The organism is Dongia sp. (assembly GCF_041918875.1).
Lineage (GTDB): Bacteria > Pseudomonadota > Alphaproteobacteria > Dongiales > Dongiaceae > Dongia.
On sequence record NZ_JAYRUV010000016.1, the window covers coordinates 37,303 to 53,344 of the forward strand.

15 protein-coding genes are annotated in these 16,042 nt (G+C 64.2%); 8 read left to right on the plus strand and 7 right to left on the minus strand.

Features of this window, described 5'->3' with window-relative positions; genetic code table 11:
- Positions 1-80: 80 nt before the first annotated feature.
- Positions 81-401 carry a thioredoxin TrxA gene (gene trxA / locus ACE3TY_RS16565; protein WP_374307831.1) on the plus strand — a complete coding sequence of 107 codons (321 nt, stop codon included), beginning with the start codon at positions 81-83 and terminating at the stop codon, positions 399-401.
- Positions 402-467: 66 nt separating this feature from the next.
- On the opposite strand, the gene ACE3TY_RS16570 is transcribed toward trxA, so the two are convergent.
- The 7 genes from ACE3TY_RS16570 to pyrF form a co-directional block, all read right to left on the minus strand.
- A complete protein-coding gene (locus ACE3TY_RS16570; RefSeq protein ID WP_374654961.1) occupies positions 468-1,781 on the minus strand; it encodes a folylpolyglutamate synthase/dihydrofolate synthase family protein in 1,314 nt (437 codons plus the stop codon).
- The gene (accD, locus tag ACE3TY_RS16575; protein ID WP_374654963.1) at positions 1,778-2,638 is read right to left on the minus strand and encodes an acetyl-CoA carboxylase, carboxyltransferase subunit beta; all 861 of its coding nucleotides are present in this window, start codon (positions 2,636-2,638) and stop codon (positions 1,778-1,780) included. The genes ACE3TY_RS16570 and accD overlap by 4 nt, the downstream gene beginning before the upstream one ends.
- A 14-nt stretch (positions 2,639-2,652) precedes the next feature.
- Positions 2,653-3,480 carry a tryptophan synthase subunit alpha gene (trpA, locus tag ACE3TY_RS16580; protein ID WP_374654965.1) on the minus strand — a complete coding sequence of 276 codons (828 nt, stop codon included), beginning with the start codon at positions 3,478-3,480 and terminating at the stop codon, positions 2,653-2,655.
- Positions 3,477-4,703: a tryptophan synthase subunit beta gene (gene trpB / locus ACE3TY_RS16585; RefSeq protein ID WP_374654967.1), complete on the minus strand. Its 1,227-nt coding sequence runs from the start codon at positions 4,701-4,703 to the stop codon at positions 3,477-3,479. The genes trpA and trpB overlap by 4 nt, the downstream gene beginning before the upstream one ends.
- Before the next feature lie 117 nt (positions 4,704-4,820).
- Positions 4,821-5,468, minus strand: a complete 648-nt coding sequence (locus ACE3TY_RS16590; RefSeq protein WP_374654969.1) for a phosphoribosylanthranilate isomerase — start codon at positions 5,466-5,468, stop codon at positions 4,821-4,823.
- Positions 5,468-6,262: a hypothetical protein gene (locus ACE3TY_RS16595; protein WP_374654971.1), complete on the minus strand. Its 795-nt coding sequence runs from the start codon at positions 6,260-6,262 to the stop codon at positions 5,468-5,470. The genes ACE3TY_RS16590 and ACE3TY_RS16595 overlap by 1 nt, the downstream gene beginning before the upstream one ends.
- Before the next feature lie 34 nt (positions 6,263-6,296).
- A complete protein-coding gene (gene pyrF, locus ACE3TY_RS16600) occupies positions 6,297-7,031 on the minus strand; it encodes an orotidine-5'-phosphate decarboxylase (RefSeq protein WP_374654973.1) in 735 nt (244 codons plus the stop codon).
- A 195-nt stretch (positions 7,032-7,226) separates the two neighbouring features.
- Here pyrF and ACE3TY_RS16605 point away from each other — a divergent pair, with 195 nt between their 5' ends.
- The 7 genes from ACE3TY_RS16605 (at position 7,227) to ACE3TY_RS16635 (ending at position 16,040) form a co-directional block, all read left to right on the plus strand.
- On the plus strand, positions 7,227-7,703 hold the full coding sequence (locus ACE3TY_RS16605) for an Rrf2 family transcriptional regulator (RefSeq protein WP_374654975.1): 477 nt from the start codon (positions 7,227-7,229) through the stop codon (positions 7,701-7,703).
- Positions 7,704-7,741: 38 nt separating this feature from the next.
- Positions 7,742-8,563: a serine protease gene (locus ACE3TY_RS16610; protein WP_374654977.1), complete on the plus strand. Its 822-nt coding sequence runs from the start codon at positions 7,742-7,744 to the stop codon at positions 8,561-8,563.
- A gap of 3 nt (positions 8,564-8,566) precedes the next feature.
- Entirely contained in the window at positions 8,567-9,391 is an 825-nt protein-coding gene (locus ACE3TY_RS16615; protein WP_374654979.1) for a serine protease, read from the plus strand.
- A gap of 92 nt (positions 9,392-9,483) precedes the next feature.
- On the plus strand, positions 9,484-11,550 hold the full coding sequence (locus ACE3TY_RS16620; RefSeq protein WP_374654984.1) for an FAD-dependent oxidoreductase: 2,067 nt from the start codon (positions 9,484-9,486) through the stop codon (positions 11,548-11,550).
- A 10-nt stretch (positions 11,551-11,560) separates the two neighbouring features.
- Entirely contained in the window at positions 11,561-13,087 is a 1,527-nt protein-coding gene (locus ACE3TY_RS16625) for a trimethylamine methyltransferase family protein (RefSeq protein ID WP_374654986.1), read from the plus strand.
- A 149-nt stretch (positions 13,088-13,236) separates the two neighbouring features.
- Entirely contained in the window at positions 13,237-14,595 is a 1,359-nt protein-coding gene (locus tag ACE3TY_RS16630; RefSeq protein ID WP_374654988.1) for an ABC1 kinase family protein, read from the plus strand.
- Positions 14,596-14,894: 299 nt separating this feature from the next.
- On the plus strand, positions 14,895-16,040 hold the full coding sequence (locus ACE3TY_RS16635; protein WP_374654990.1) for a Re/Si-specific NAD(P)(+) transhydrogenase subunit alpha: 1,146 nt from the start codon (positions 14,895-14,897) through the stop codon (positions 16,038-16,040).
- Positions 16,041-16,042 lie beyond the last annotated feature (2 nt).

The following is a 16,042-nucleotide window of genomic DNA, read 5'->3' on the forward strand; positions in this document are numbered from 1 at the left end:
GCCATCGTCATATAGGCGGCGTTCATGTGTAAAACTGGAGCCGCCGCGAGAACGGCGTCTCCATTGAAAGGGAAGACGGGATGAGCACGACCCACGTTAGCGACGCGAGCTTCGACGCCGATGTCCTGAAGTCCACGCAGCCGGTGCTGGTCGACTTCTGGGCGGAATGGTGCGGGCCGTGCAAATCGATTGCACCGGCGCTCGAGGAAATCGCGCAGGAACTGAATGGCAAGCTGAAAGTCGTCAAGGTCGATATCGACCGCAACGCACAGACGCCGAAGAAGTATGGCATCCGTGGCGTGCCCACCCTGATGCTGTTCAAGGACGGTCAGGTCGCCGCCACCAAGGTCGGTGCCGAGCCCAAGCGCAAGCTGCTGGAATGGGTGAACTCGGTCATCTGACCGGCCTTCATCGCCAGGAACGAAACCCCGCCGCGGCCCAGGGCACGGCGGGGTTTTTATTTGCGCTCAGTTGTTTTCCGCCAGGACCGTGCCGGCGAGATAGAGCGAGCCGCAAATGAGAATGCGGCGCGATTCCTTGGGGCCGCCATCGTGCGCATCGACGATGGCGCGGAGTGCCGCCTCGACCGAATGATAGCCCTGGCTTAAGAGGCCAACTCCGGCGCCGGCGGCCACGCATTCCTCGACCGAGAGGCTGGCATGGTCGCCGGGAATCGCCACCGCCGCCATATCCTCGACATGGGGTGCCAGCTGCTTCAGGAAGGCTGCCGGATCCTTGGTGTTGAGCATGCCGAAGATGAGATGCGCGGGCTTTCCATCCTGCCGGCGCCAATCCTCCAGCATCGCGGCGATCACTTCACCGGCTTCGGCATTGTGGCCGCCGTCCAGCCATAATTCCCAGGTGGGATTGGGTAGCCGCTCGACCAGCGGACCGCCGGTCAGGCGCTGCATGCGCGCTGGCCAGGTGACGCTGCGCAAGCCTTCGGCGATATGCGCGTCGGTGATGGTGAAGCCTGCCAGCAGCGCCGTCGTCGCGATGGCGCAGCCGGCATTGCGGAACTGGTGCCGGCCGGCGAGACCCGGCACCGGATAGGTACGGGGACCTCTGCTGTCAGTGAAGCGCAGCGCCGTCTTCAACTCGCCGTCGCACGACCATTCGCGCCCGAAACGGTGGAGCGGCGCTCCCAGCTCGGCGGCCTTCGCTTCGAACACGGCCATCGCCTCGTCGGGCTGCGGCGAGACGATCGCGGGCCGGCCGCGCTTGATGATGCCGGCCTTGGCGAGCGCGATCTTGGTCAGGCTGTCGCCCAGGAATTGCATATGATCGAAGGAAATCGGCATCAGCACGCTGGCCAGCGGCCGGTCGATCACATTGGTGGCGTCGAATTCCCCGCCCAGGCCCGTCTCCAGCAGCAGGATGTCGGCCGGCTCGCGCGTGAAGGCCAGGAAGGCGGCAACGGTCGTAATCTCGAAGAAGGTGATCGGCGTGCCGCCATTGGCCTGTTCGCACTCCTCCAGCAGTGCGATGAGCGCATGCTCGTCGATGAGCCTGCCGGCCAGGCGGATGCGCTCGTGAAAGCGTACCAGATGCGGCGAGGTATAGACGTGGACCCGGTAGCCGGCTGCTTCCAGAATGGCGCGCAGATACGCGATGACCGAGCCCTTGCCGTTGGTGCCGGCCACATGCACGACCGGCGGCAGCCTGCGCTCCGGATGGCCGACCGCCGCCAGCAGCCGCTCGACGCGGCCAAGCTCCAGGTCGATGATCTTGGGGTGGAGCTTGTTGAGGCGGTCGAGGACTATGTCGCTGTTGACGTTCACGCCGCCGCCGGTTGCTTGGTGAGAAGGGCGATCACACGGCCGATCTGCTCCCTGAGATCCTTGCGTGCGACCACGAGGTCGATGATACCATGCTCCAGCAGGTATTCGGCACGCTGGAATCCTTCGGGCAGCTTCTCGCGGATCGTTTCCTCGATGACGCGGGCGCCGGCAAAGCCGATCTGCGCGCCCGGCTCCGCGATCTGGATGTCGCCTAGCATGGCGAAGGAGGCGGAAACGCCGCCCGTGGTCGGATCGGTCAGCAGCACGATGAAGGGGAGGCCCGCTTCCTTCACCTGGTCGACCGCGATCACCGAGCGCGGCATCTGCATCAGCGACAGGATGCCTTCCTGCATGCGGGCGCCACCTGAAGCCGGCACGGCAATGAGGCCGGCCTTGCGCTTCACGGCAAGCTCGGCGGCGGCCACCAGGCCTTCGCCCACGGCCATGCCCATGGAGCCGCCCATGAAGTCGAAATTGAAGGCAGCCACGACGGCATCGACCCCTTGCATCGTGCCATAGGCGACGACGATGGCGTCCTGTTCCTCGGACTTGGCCTGCGCTTCCTTCAGGCGGTCGGCATAGCGCTTGCGGTCCTTGAACTTCAGCGGATCGACCGCGACCTTGGGCAGCTCGATGCGATCGTATTTTCCTTCATCGAACATCAGTTCCAGGCGCGTCTTCACATTGATGCGCATGTGATGGCCGCAATGGGTGCAGACGCGCAGATTGGCGTCGAGTTCGCGGTGGAAGATCATCTGGCCGCAGGCCGGGCATTTGTCCCAGAGATTCTCCGGAACGTCCGTCTTCTGCACCAGCTTGCGGATCTTCGGCCGAACGAAATTAGTGAGCCAGCTCATCTTCTCTTCTCCGTTCAGGCGCGCGCCGCGCGCACGCCGTCGGCGAGGCTTTTCACGAGATCGATCGCCGCCTGCGCCGCGCGCGGGCCGGGTTTGCCGTCAGGCCCCAGTTCCGCCGCGATTTTGTTGACGATCGCCGAGCCAACCACGGCGGCGTCGGCGACCTTGGCGACGGAAGCGGCGCGTTCGGGCGTCGAAATGCCGAAGCCGACCGCGATCGGCAGGTCGGTGTGGCGCTTCAGGCGGCCGACGGCGGCGCTGATATCGACGTCCGACGCGGAGCGTGTGCCGGTAATGCCCATGATCGAAACATAGTAGACGAAGCCCGACGTGTTGTTCAGTACCGTCGGCAGGCGCTTGTCGTCGGTCGTCGGTGTGGCGAGACGGATGAAGTTGACGCCGGCCTTCATGGCGGGCAGGCACAATTCCTCATCTTCTTCCGGCGGCAGGTCGACCACGATCAGTCCGTCGACTCCGGCAGCGACGGCATCCTTCAGGAACGCATCCACGCCGTAGGAATAGATCGGGTTGTAGTAGCCCATCAGCACGATCGGCGTGTTCTGATCCTTGGTGCGGAACTCGCGCACCAGGCTCAGCGTCTTCTTCATGTTTTGGCCGTTCTTCAGCGCCCTCAGCGACGAGGCCTGGATGGCAGGGCCGTCCGCCATCGGATCGGTGAAGGGCATGCCGAGTTCGATCACGTCGGCGCCGGCATCCGGCAGGGCGAGGACGATCTCGCGCGATACTTCGTAGGTGGGATCGCCGGCAGTGACGAACACCACCAGCCCGCCGCGCTTGGCCGCTTTCAGCTCAGCAAAGCGCCGCTCGATACGCGTGCTCATAATTTGGTTCCCAGGCGTTCGGCAACGGCGAAGATGTCCTTGTCGCCGCGGCCGCACAGATTCATGACGATGATTTGGTCTTTTGCTCTTTGCGGCGCCAGCTTGCACACATGGGCCAGCGCGTGGGCCGGTTCCAGCGCCGGGATGATGCCTTCGATCTTGGCGAGCATTTGGAACGCGTCGAGCGCTTCCTGGTCGGTGGCCGAGACGTATTTGGCGCGCTTCATCTCATGCAGCCAGGAATGTTCCGGCCCGATGCCCGGATAGTCGAGGCCGGCCGAGATGGAATGCGCATCGATGATCTGTCCGTCGCCGTCCTGCAGAAGGTAGGTGCGGTTGCCATGGAGAACGCCGGGGCGACCGCCGGTGAGGGAGGCCGCATGGCGGCCCGTCTCGATACCGTCGCCGCCCGCTTCGACGCCGATGATCTCGACCTCGCGGTCGTCGAGGAAGGGATGGAACAGGCCGATGGCATTCGATCCGCCGCCGATGCAGGCTACCAGCGTATCTGGCAGGCGCCCTTCGGCCGCCAGTATCTGTTCCTTGGTCTCGACCCCGATCACCGACTGGAAATCGCGCACCATGGTGGGATAGGGGTGCGGACCCGCTGCGGTGCCGATGATATAGAATGTGTTCTCCACATTGGCGACCCAGTCGCGCAGCGCCTCGTTCATCGCATCCTTCAGCGTCGCGGTGCCGCTATGGACCGGCACCACTTCGGCGCCCAGCAGCTTCATGCGGAACACGTTGGGCTGCTGGCGGGCAATGTCGGTGGCGCCCATATAGACCGTGCAGGGCAGGTTGAAGAGCGCGCAAAGCGTTGCGGTGGCGACACCATGCTGGCCGGCGCCGGTTTCGGCGATGATGCGGGTCTTCTTCATGCGCCGCGCAAGCAGCGCCTGGCCCAGGCAGTTGTTGACCTTGTGCGAGCCGGTATGGTTGAGCTCGTCGCGCTTCATATAGATCTTCGCGCCGCCCAGTTCCCTGGTCAGACGCTCGGCGAAATAGAGCGGGCTCGGCCTGCCGATGTAATGGGTCCGGTAATACTCCATCTCCTCGGCGAATTTCGGGTCGCGCCTGGCGGCGTTGTAGGCCGCTTCCACCTCGAGGATGAGCGGCATCAGCGTTTCCGCGACGAAGCGGCCACCGAAAATGCCGAACCGGCCATGTTCATCTGGCCCGGTGCGGTAGGAATTTGGCGAGGCGGCGGGTGCTGTGGTCACGGGTTCGAGGCTCCGGAAGGCGGGAAAATCAGATCAAAACCAAGGGATTCGTCAGAAGCGCGCAATCAACCATAGCGGACGCCAAAGGTCAAAGCCCTAACGCCGCCGGACATCCCATCAAAGGGTCCGGGCGAGATCCAGGAACTCTTTGATTTTGCTTATACTTTTCTCACCTGGACGGTCCTCCACCCCGGAGGAAAGGTCAACCGCCTTGGCCCCGGTCTCCCGCACCGCCTCGGCGACGTTCGCGGCATTGAGCCCCCCGGCCAGCAACCAGGGCTTCGAGAAGTTCTGTCCCTTGAGCAGCGACCAGTCGAAGGAAAGGGCATTTCCGCCCGGCAGGGCGTTTTTCATGGATTTCGGTGGCTTGGCGTCGAATAGCAGCATGTCGGCCACGGATTCGTACGCCCGGGCTGCGGCAATATCGGCCGCATCGGATACGCTGATCACCTTCATCACAGGCAAGCCGAAGCGGCTTCTGACCTCGGCGGTCCGGGCCACGGTTTCGCTGCCGTGGAGTTGCAGCATGTCGAGCTTGGCTTCGGCGAGGATCTCGGCGATCGCGGCATCATCCGCATCGACGACCAAGCCGACTTTGACGATATGCGCGGGAACCAATTGACCCAGAGCCGCGGCAAGCGACGGCGTCACGCAGCGCGAACTCTTGGCATAGAAATTGAACCCAAGCATCGCCGCACCGCCATCGACGGCGGCCTGCACCGCCGCCGGTGTTTTTAGACCGCAGATCTTGACATCGATGGCCATCACACGACCTCCGACACGAAACGCGGATAGGCGAGCACGAACAGGTTGAGCTGCACCGCCATGTAGGCAAGCGAGATGAAGGAGGATAGCACGCTGAAGGCAAGCGGTGCCGCTTCCAGCAATCCGAAGCTCACAAAGATGCTCGCCAGCACCGATTGCGCCGCGAAGGCCGGCAGGGCCGTCAGCATCAAGGCGCCGATGAGCCGGCCGCCTTGCCCCTTGGTGCGCTGCCAGGCCAGGCTGAACGGCATCCGCGCATCGATGGCGATGCCGATCCAGGCCGGCGACAGGCGCGTGAGCAGGATCAGATAGCCAACCACCATCACCAGCATCGACACGATCAGGGCAAGCTGCGCCATCCCGGCCAGCGTGAAGACGATGCTGAGAATGAGCGACGCGCCGAAGGCCAGCGCCACCAGGGCCAGCATCGCCAGCGAAAAATGAAAATGCCGCGTGCCGATATTGAGGCCCAGCCCCGGCACCGCTTCGCGGCCCATCGTCATCTGCCGAATCCAGTTCACGCTGAAGAAGCCGACGACGACGATCAGGCCCAGCCCGATCAGGGTCATCTGCAGGATGGCGTCGACCAGCACATTGGGGTCCACGTCGGCACCCTTCTGCATTTCGGCATACATGGCGGCCTGCGTTTTCTCCAGGCCCCGGAATAGCAGATAGAGCGGCAGGAAAGGGATGGCGCCGAGGCGCAGCAGTTCGTCCCGCTCAGCCCAGGTGCGGCGAAAGGCGGCGAGTGCCAGCGAAAGCGGCTGCAGATCTTGCTGTCCGGGGGTGATCATGGCCTTGGTCGAATTGTCTTAGGTTGTCGTCTGGCTATTGTGCGGCCTGGCCCAGGGCGGAACCGACTTCGAGCACGATGCGGCTGGCGGCGTCCCGCGGATCGGCGGCCTGTGTGATCGGCCGGCCGATCACCAGATAGTCGGCCCCGGCCTTGGCGGCGTCGGCGGGTGTCCGCACGCGCTTCTGGTCGCCGGCATCGCTGCCGCTCGGCCGCACGCCGGGCACCACCAGCAGGAACTCTTCGCCCATATCGCGCCGCAGGGCCTCGATCTCGTGGGGCGAGCAGACGATTCCGTCGAGTCCGGCGCTGCGGGTCAGCTCCGCCAGGCGCTTGACCTGGTCGCTGGCTGGGCCCGTCTGTCCGACCGCCGAGAGGTCCTTGTCGTCGAGCGAGGTCAGCACGGTGACGCCGACGATGCGCGGCCGCTTCAACTTCAGCTTGTCGGCCTGTTCGGCGGCACTCTCGCGCGCGGCCTGCATCATGGCGAGGCCGCCGCCGGCGTGGACGGTCAGGATCGACGGCTGCAGCGGTGCGATCGCCTTGACCGCTCCGGCCACCGTATTGGGAATATCGTGCAGCTTTAGGTCGAGAAAGATCGGAATGCCCGTGGCGGATATCCGCCGATAGCCGAGCTGCCCGTTGGCAAGAAAGAACTCCAGCCCCAGCTTCAATCCGGCGACGGCACCGTCCAGCTTATGGGCCCAGCCTACCGCCTCGTTGACAGAGACCGTGTCGAGTGCCGCCAGAACCTGTCCCTTGCTGCCCACGCGATTTCTCCCTCACCCAGTTCGTTCCTGGCTGGCTTTTAGCCCATCTTGGCCCCAACGTCACCCATTGCGGCCAATAATCTCTGATTTTCAGTATCTTGGGTGGGAGATCGGCGTCGAGACCGGGCTTTCAACCGGTGCGGCAAGACGATAAGCTTTTCCCGAACCCACCGAGAGCCCGATGCGAGCACCCAGATGCAATTGACCCAGTTCTCCGATTACGCCTTGCGGACGCTCATCTTCCTCGGCCTGCGTCCTGGCAGCCTGGCGACCATCGAGGAGATTGCTGGCGCCTACGGCATCTCGGAGAGCCACCTGACCAAGGTCGTGCACAAACTGGGACGCCTGGGCATTGTCGAGACGGTGCGCGGCCGTGGCGGCGGCATGCGCCTGGGACGGTTGCCGGCCGAGATCAATATCGGTGCCACGGTCCGGCAGATGGAGGGTAATCTCAACATCGTCGAATGCTTCGATGTCGAGCACAACACCTGCCCGATCGCCCCGATCTGCGGCCTCACCGGCGTCCTCGCCGAAGCGTTGGAAGCTTTCATGAAGGTCCTCGACCGTTATACCCTGGCCGACATGCTGGGGAACCGGCGCGATCTGGCTGGCCTTCTCGGCATCCCCATCCAGGATGGCGTCCGGCCACGCGCGGCGATACGCTCCCGATGAATTCCTGCTCTCATTCACAGCCACGACCGAGGATGTCCATGCCGAGTCACTTGCCAGCGTACCTCTCCGTGCGCCTTATGGTGAAATCCTGCTGCCTTCTGGCGGCGGCACTTTCGCTGGCCGCCTGCACGACGCCGATCCGCACCGTCGACCGGCCCAGCGGTCCGCTGCCCTGGACGGCGGCGATCGGGCGGCTGGATGCCGAGGACGGCTCCTGTTCGGCGACGTTGATCAAGCCGGATGTCATTCTGACGGCGTCGCATTGCCTCTATGGCCGCGGCAACGAGGCGAAGATCACAGATTTTACCTTCACCCCGGCGCTCGATGTCGGGCGCGAGCGCCTGAAGCCGGTAAAGGTTACGGCGGTCATTGCCATGGGCTGGCCGATCACGCCCGATGCCAGCGGCAAGCTGCGCGGCGCGCCCAAGGACGATTGGGCGGCCCTGCGCGTCTCGCCGGCACTGGATTTCGTGACGCCGCTGGCGGTCGAGAAGATCGATGTCGACGGCATCTATCGGCGCATGAACAAGGGAGCGACCCTGTCCCATGCCGGCTATGGCGTTTACGGCGCCTTTTCCGGCAAGCGGCTGCAGATGCGCAAGGACTGCCACCTCATCCGCGATGTCGAGGAAATCCTCGAAACCGGCCATGACGTGATCGTCAACAGCTGCGACGTCATTCCAGGTGACAGCGGCGGACCGATCCTGCTCACCGATCCTTCCGGTGAGAATCACGTGATCGGCGTGGTGACCAATTTCTGGGGCGCCCATGGCGGCAAGGATTTCTCCAGCTTCGGTCCGGCTTCGGTCTATTTCGCCGACAAGATCGGTGGCGACGTCACCGCCACCTCGCAGCCCTAGGCGATGCGCCGCCGGGTTCTTTCATCTTGGCGCCTGATGGGCGCGCTGCTGCTGGCCGTGGCGCTTGCCGGCTGCGCCGAGCGCGTCAGCGTGCCGCCGCCCGTGATCGTCAAGCCGGTGCAGGTGCCATGGACGGCTGCCATCGGCCGGCTCGACATCGCGGGCGCGGAACCCTGCACCGCCATTCTCGTCTCGCCGGCAACCATCCTTACCGCGTCGCATTGCCTGCATCAGAAATCCGCGCCGGCGCGGCCCGGGGATCTGCAATTCCACCCGAACTTCGGCGCGGAGCCGAATCTGCCGCCGGCCCAGGGCACCAGCCTGCGCGCCCAGGGCGGCGCCATCGAAGAAGGCCATCTCGAACGGCCCGAGCAGGTTGCTGCCGATTGGGCGCTGGTCGGCATCGCGCCCACCGTGACCGCCGTTCCGCCTATTCCGATCGCGCAGTTGAGTGCCGCCGAAATCATGGTGCGGATCGATGCCGGCGACCGCCTGTTCACCGCCGGTTACGGCTATGGCGCGATGAAGGCGCTGAAGCAGCACGCCAAGTGCCGCATCGTCAATCCGGTCACCGCCGAGCCGGTCTATGCCACCGGCATGCTGGTCACCACCTGCATCATCCGCATCGGCGACAGCGGCGGGCCGATGATCCTGCTGGACCAGGCGGGTAAGCCGCGGCTGGTGGGGGTCTTTGCCGGTTTCGGCCTGCGTGCGAAGACCGGCCTCTCCTACGCTGTCAATGCGGCCCGCGTCGCACCGCATCTGGGTGCCGGACTGGTAAGTTTCCTGGAACTGCCTCTGCCCGCCGCTCGGATCTATTTTCCTTAAACCGCGCCATGGGTTAGCCGCCCGATTGACAGGGTTCTGCGACCTGTATACAGCTTCCCTTAATGCCAGCCAGATGCCCAAGGGGAAGGAAAGTGCCGCGCAATCCTCGCTATGACATTTTGTTCGAGCCGGTCAGGATCGGTCCGGTCACGGCGCGCAACCGCTTCTATCAGGTGCCGCATTGCACCGGCATGGGCTACGACCTGCCGCATTCCGTCTCGCGCCTGCGGGAATTGAAATCGGAGGGTGGCTGGGGCGTCGTCAACACCGAATATTGCTCGATGCACTGGTCGTCGGAGGATGCGCCTTATCGCCTCTGCGCCCTCTGGGACGAGAATGACGTCAAGACCCAGTCGCTGACAGTCGAGAAGATCAAGCGCCATGGGGCGCTCGCTGGCGTCGAACTGTGGCATGGCGGCAATCACAGCCCCAACCGCTGGAGCCGCGAGACGCCATTGTCGCCCTCGGGCTCGACGCAGCATGCCGTCTTCCCCATGCAGACGCGCGCGATGGACAAAGAAGATATCCGCAACCTGCGGAAATGGCAGGTCCAGGCCGCCAAGCGCGCAAAGCGCGCCGGCTTCGACATCGTCTATGTCTATGCCGGCCACGGCTATCTGCCGTTCCAGTTCATCACAAAGCGGTGGAACCAGCGCACCGACGAATATGGCGGACCGATCGAAAACCGCGCGCGGCTGCTGCGCGAGATGATCGAGGACACCAAGGACGCCATCGGCGACACCTGCGCCGTCGCTGTGCGCCTGGCCGTCGATGAGTTGATGGGGCCGGACGGCGTGCAGGCGGCGGAGGAGGGCGAAGCCGTCATCCGGCTGCTGGCCGAACTGCCCGACCTCTGGGACGTCAATGTTTCCTATGTCGACAACGATTCCCTTTCCTCGCGCTTCGGGCCCGAGGCGCATCAGGAAAAGTTCACCGGTTTTGTGAAGAAGCTGACCACCAAGCCGGTGGTGGGCGTTGGCCGCTTCACTTCGCCCGACACGATGGTCGATCAGGTGAAGCGCGGCATTCTCGATTTCATCGGTGCCGCGCGTCCCTCCATCGCCGACCCCTTCATCCCGCTGAAGATCGACGAGGGGCGCGAGGAAGACATTCGCGAATGCATCGGCTGCAATATCTGCCGTGCCCAGAACAATACCGGCGTTCCCATCCGCTGCACGCAGAACCCGACCATGGGCGAGGAATATCGCCGCGGCTGGCATCCCGAGATCATGAACCCGAAGAATGGCCATGCCGAGGATCCGGTGCTGATCGTCGGCGCCGGCCCCGCCGGCCTCGAATGCGCCATGTCCCTGGCCCGGCGCGGCTATGACGTGGCCCTGGCCGACGCATCGCGCGAACTGGGCGGCCGCCTCAATGTCGAGCCCAAGCTGCCCACGCTTTCCAACTGGGTGCGCGTGCGCGATTATCGGCTGGGCCAGATCGCCAAGCTCCCCAATATCGAGATCTTCCGCGAAAGCCGCATGGACAAGGCGGCGCTGCTGGAAGCCGGCTACAAGCACATCATCCTGGCGACCGGTGCCATTTGGCGGCGCGATGGGGTGGGGCACAACAAATGGGTCGCCGTTCCCGGCATGGGTGGGTCCAATGTGCTGACGCCCGACGACATCATGGCCGGCAAGCAGGTGACGGGCGATGTCATCGTCTATGACGACGATCAATATTACATGGCGGCCGTCATCGCCGAGAAGCTGCGCCTTGCCGGCTGCAACGTCACCTATGTGACGCCCGGACTCGATGTGGCGAGCTGGTCGCTCTACACCGACGAGCAGTTCAAGGTGCAGGTCAAGCTGCTGAAGCTCGGCGTCAATCTCGTCCTCACCCATCGCCTCACGGCCTGGCAGGGCGATCATGCGATCTTTGCCTGCAACTATAGCGGTGCCGAGAAGCGGATCGAGGCGGCGACCCTGGTCAGCGTCACCTCGCGCCAATCCAATGACGCGCTCTTCCTCGATTTGAAGGCCGACGAAGCGGCACGCGCTGCGGCCGGCATCCAAACCTTGAAGAATATCGGCGATGCCGACGTGCCGGGCGCCATCGTGCACGCCGTCTATGCCGGCCACAAGGCGGCGCGCGAATTCGGCGAGGCGATCGATCCCGATCAGTTTCCATTCAAGCGCGAACTCGTTTTCGTGAAATAGGGGGAATGCCATGACGCGGGAGACGACCAGGCGGCGCGAGCGTCGACCGGCAAGCAGCGGCCCGCGGCAGATGCCGTTCGCCAATGTCGCCAACCGCTATCCGCCGATAGCCCTCCTGAGTTGCGACGAGCTGGAATCGATTCATCACGCCTCGCTGCGGCTCCTTTCGGAGATCGGCATGGAAGTGATGCATGACGAAAGCCGCGCGCTCCTCAAGGCCGCCGGTGCGATCGTGGATGAAAGCAACCAGCGTGTCCGCTTCGATCCGGCGATGATCGAGGAGAAGATCAGGACCGCGCCGGCAAGCTTCACCCTGCAGGCGCGCGACCCGGCCAAGAATCTCAATGTCGGCAATGGCGGCATGATTTTCGCCGCAACCGGCGGCCCGGCCTTCGCGCACGATATCGATCGCGGGCGGCGCGCCGGCAATTACCAGGACATGTGCGACTACATCAAAGTGGTGCAGAGCCTCAACGTTATCCACCAGGAAGGCGGCTGCCCCTGCGAGCCGACCGACCTGCCGGCGGATTCCCGCCATCTCGATTTCTATCTTGCCGCCATCCGCTATTCCGACAAGAACTGGCAATGCTGGGCGCTGGGCGGTTACCGGGTCGAGGATGCGATCGACATGCTCGCCATCGCGCTCGGGCAGACGCGGGAGCAATTGCGCGCCAATCCGGCGACCCTCACCATCGTCAACTCCAACTCGCCCTTGCGCCTCGATATTCCGATGGGCGAGGGGCTCTGCGCCATGGCGCGCGCCGGCCAGCCGGTGGCGATGACGCCCTTCACGCTGTCGGGCGCCATGAGCCCGGTCACCATCGCCGGGGCTCTCGCGCAGCAGAATGCCGAGGCGCTGGCGCTCATCGCCTTGTCGCAGATCGTGGCGCCGGGGGCGCCTATCCTCTATGGCGGCTTCACCTCCAATGTCGACATGCGCACCGGCGCACCCGCCTTCGGCACGCCGGAATATGCCAAGGCGCAGCTGGCGTCGGGCCAGCTGGCGCGGCGTTACAATGTGCCGTTCCGCTCCTCGAACGTCACCGCTTCGAACTGCGTCGACGTGCAGGCGGCTTATGAAAGCGGCATGTCGCTGTGGAGCACGATCATGGGCGGGGTCAATCTCATCGTGCATGCGGCCGGCTGGCTGGAAGGCGGCCTCACCGCCTCCTTCGAGAAACTCATCCTCGATGCCGAAATGCTGCAGCTCATGCGCAGCTTCCTCGATCCCCTGAAAATCGACGAGGACAATCTGGCCTTCAGCGCGATGCAGGAGGTGGGGCCGGGTGGACATTTCTTCGGCGCCCAGCACACCTTGGCGCGGTTCGATCGCGCCTTCTATGAACCGATGCTCTCCGACTGGCGCAATTTCGAGACCTGGTCGGAAACCGGCGCCAAGACCGGCACCGAACGCGCCAACGCGATCTGGAAGGATCTGCTGCGGACCTATGAGGAGCCGCCGCTCGATCCCGCCATTCTGGAAGAGCTGGAAGCCTTCGTCACCCGGCGCAAGGAAGAGATTCACGCACGTTCATGAATGCCGTCATCTCCGGGTCCCCGCCGACGCATGTCGGCATGCGCCGACAGGGCCCGGGGATGACGCGCAAAAAATACGCTCATTTGTCGCATGACAGCTGCGCACTATATATGATCCGATTCAACGCAACGAGGCGCGGAAAGCGGATCATGGCAGACGACAGCGAAGCAAACTCCCTTTCCGGCCGCGTCAAGCGCTATGCCAAGGTCGGCCGCGCCATGGGGGGCCTCGCGGCGCGCGTGGCGGGCCAGCGATATCTCGGGATCAAGGTCGACAAGGCGGAGCATGCCTCCGACCTCAAGGCGGCCCTGGGGGGATTGAAGGGGCCGCTGATGAAGGTGGCGCAGATCATGTCCACCATCCCCGACGCGCTGCCGAAGGAATATGTCGAGGAACTCCGGCAGCTGCAGGCCAACGCGCCCGCCATGGGCTGGCCTTTCGTCAAGCGCCGCATGGCCGCCGAACTCGGCCCCGACTGGCAGCAGCGCTTCAGGGAGTTCGGCCACGAGGCCGCCGCCGCCGCCTCACTCGGCCAGGTACACCGCGCCGTCTCGCTGGACGGCACCAAGCTTGCCTGCAAGCTGCAATATCCCGACATGCAATCCGCGGTCGAGGCGGATCTCTCGCAGCTGAAGCTGATCTTCCGCCTCTACGAACGCTACGACCGCGCCATCGCCACCGAGCATATCCATAGCGAGATCGCCGACCGCCTGCGCGAGGAACTGGACTATGACCGCGAAGCCAAGGCCATGGCGCTCTATCGGCTGATGCTGGCGAAGGAGAGGCAAGTCCATCTTCCGGAGCCGCGGGCCGACCTCACCACCAAGCGCCTCCTCACCATGACCTGGATCGAGGGTGAGCCGCTGATGAATTTCCTGGAAAAGAAACCCTCGACCGAACTTCGCAACCAGGTCGCCTACAACATGTTCCGCGCCTGGTATGTGCCTTTCTACGATTACGGCATCATCCATGGCGATCCGCATCTGGGCAATTACACCGTCCGGCCCAAGGGGTCGAAAGATCAGGGCGCCGTGAACCTGATGGATTTCGGCTGCATCCGCATCTTCGAGGCTAAGTTCGTGAAGGGCGTCATCGACCTTTATTGGGCGCTCGAACGCGGCGACCGGGACATGGCGGTGGCGGCCTATGAAAGCTGGGGCTTCAAGGGCCTCAACAAGGACGTCATCGACGTCCTCAACCGCTGGGCCAAATTCGTCTACGGCCCCCTGCTCGAAGACCGCACGCGCAAGATCCAGGAAGAATCGAGCGGTATCTATGGCCGCGAGGTGGCCGAGAATGTCCACGCCGATCTTCGTCGCCTAGGGCCCGTGACGCCGCCTAAGGAGTTCGTCTTCATGGACCGCGCCGCCATCGGCCTGGGCTCGGTCTTCCTGCATCTCAAGGCCGAGATCAACTGGTATCAGCTCTTCCATGACCTCATCCGCGACTTCGACGTGAAGGCCCTGGCCAGGCGACAGAAGGCGGCGCTGAAGGAGGTCGGGCTGTAGGTGGCGTACGCCCACCTATACCGGCGAATGACGACGCCCTTCTCATCCGTCAAGCCCGGGGATGACGATGGCAACATGGCTCGACTGCGCCACTGTCCTCCGCCTTCGCGGAGGATGACAATTAGAAGCGCTCCGTCGGCTCGCGGACAGTCTAATCCCGCTTGCCACTCTCGTTTTCCCCCGGCAATCTTCCCTCCGCTTGGGGGTCGGGTGCGGCGCAATCCTGTCTGCGCTCGATTCCCGTCGATAATTACAACCGGTTCAACGGTTTAGAGCCGTAAGGCCAGATTGGGGAGCGCATGAAGATCGGCATCCTGAAAGAGCGCCGCGTGGCAGAGAAGCGCTGTGCCGCGACGCCGGAGACGGTGAAGAAATATATCGGCCTCGGCGCCGAAGTGGTGGTGGAGAGCGGGTCGGGTATCGCCGCTTCGATCCTCGATGCCGCCTTCGAGGCGGCCGGTGCCAAGGTGGCGCCCGATGCCGCGGCGACCGTGGCGGGTGCCGACATCGTCCTCAAGGTGCAGCGGCCCATGACCGCCGCCGAAGGAACGGACGAGCTCGGCAAGCTGCCCAAGGGCACCACGCTCATCGCCATTCTCAATCCCTACGGCGCCAAGGAATCGCTTGGCGCCTATGCCGGCGCTGGCGTCGATGCGATGGCGATGGAACTGGTCCCGCGCATCACGCGCGCGCAGTCGATGGATGTGCTCTCAAGCCAAGCCAATCTCGCCGGCTACAAGGCGGTGATCGATGCAGCCGCCGAATATAACCGCGCCTTCCCGATGATGATGACCGCCGCCGGCACCGTGGCGCCGGCCCGTGTCCTCGTCATGGGTGCCGGTGTCGCGGGCCTGCAGGCGATCGCCACCGCGCGGCGGCTGGGTGCCATCGTGTCGGCGACCGATGTACGTCCGGCCTCGAAGGAACAGGTCGCATCGCTGGGCGCCACCTTCGTCGCCGTCGAGGATGAGGAGTTCAAACAGGCCGAAACCGCCGCGGGCTACGCCAAGCCCATGTCGGAGGCCTATCAGGCAAAGCAGGCGGCGCTCATCGCCGAAACGATCAAGAAGCAGGATATCGTCATCACCACGGCACTCATCCCGGGGCGCAAGGCGCCGGTGCTGGTGACCGAGGAGATGGTGAAGTCGATGAAGCCGGGCTCGGTCATCGTCGATTTGGCGGTCGAGCAGGGTGGCAACTGCCCGCTCTCGGAACTGGGGCAGGTGGTCGAGAAGCACGGCGTGAAGCTGGTGGGCCATGCCAATGTGCCGAGCCGCCTGGCCGCCGACGCGACGGCGCTCTACGCCAAGAACCTGCTCAACTTCGTCACCCTGCTGATCGACAAGGAAACGAAGCAGCTCAAAGTGAATTGGGAGGATGAGATCGTCAAAGGCGTCGCCCTCACCAAGGGCGGCCAGGTGATCCATCCCAACTTTCAAGGCTAAGG

Bases quoted from the DNA above. Each gene is read 5' to 3' on its own strand.
- trxA (WP_374307831.1), top strand. From the start codon at position 81: ATGAGCACGACCCACGTTAGCGACGCGAGCTTCGACGCCGATGTCCTG.
- accD (WP_374654963.1), bottom strand. From the start codon at position 2,638: ATGAGCTGGCTCACTAATTTCGTTCGGCCGAAGATCCGCAAGCTGGTG.
- trpA (WP_374654965.1), bottom strand. From the start codon at position 3,480: ATGAGCACGCGTATCGAGCGGCGCTTTGCTGAGCTGAAAGCGGCCAAG.
- ACE3TY_RS16590 (WP_374654969.1), bottom strand. From the start codon at position 5,468: ATGGCCATCGATGTCAAGATCTGCGGTCTAAAAACACCGGCGGCGGTG.
- ACE3TY_RS16595 (WP_374654971.1), bottom strand. From the start codon at position 6,262: ATGATCACCCCCGGACAGCAAGATCTGCAGCCGCTTTCGCTGGCACTC.
- ACE3TY_RS16605 (WP_374654975.1), top strand. From the start codon at position 7,227: ATGCAATTGACCCAGTTCTCCGATTACGCCTTGCGGACGCTCATCTTC.
- ACE3TY_RS16610 (WP_374654977.1), top strand. From the start codon at position 7,742: ATGCCGAGTCACTTGCCAGCGTACCTCTCCGTGCGCCTTATGGTGAAA.
- ACE3TY_RS16615 (WP_374654979.1), top strand. From the start codon at position 8,567: ATGCGCCGCCGGGTTCTTTCATCTTGGCGCCTGATGGGCGCGCTGCTG.
- ACE3TY_RS16625 (WP_374654986.1), top strand. From the start codon at position 11,561: ATGACGCGGGAGACGACCAGGCGGCGCGAGCGTCGACCGGCAAGCAGC.
- ACE3TY_RS16630 (WP_374654988.1), top strand. From the start codon at position 13,237: ATGGCAGACGACAGCGAAGCAAACTCCCTTTCCGGCCGCGTCAAGCGC.
- ACE3TY_RS16635 (WP_374654990.1), top strand. From the start codon at position 14,895: ATGAAGATCGGCATCCTGAAAGAGCGCCGCGTGGCAGAGAAGCGCTGT.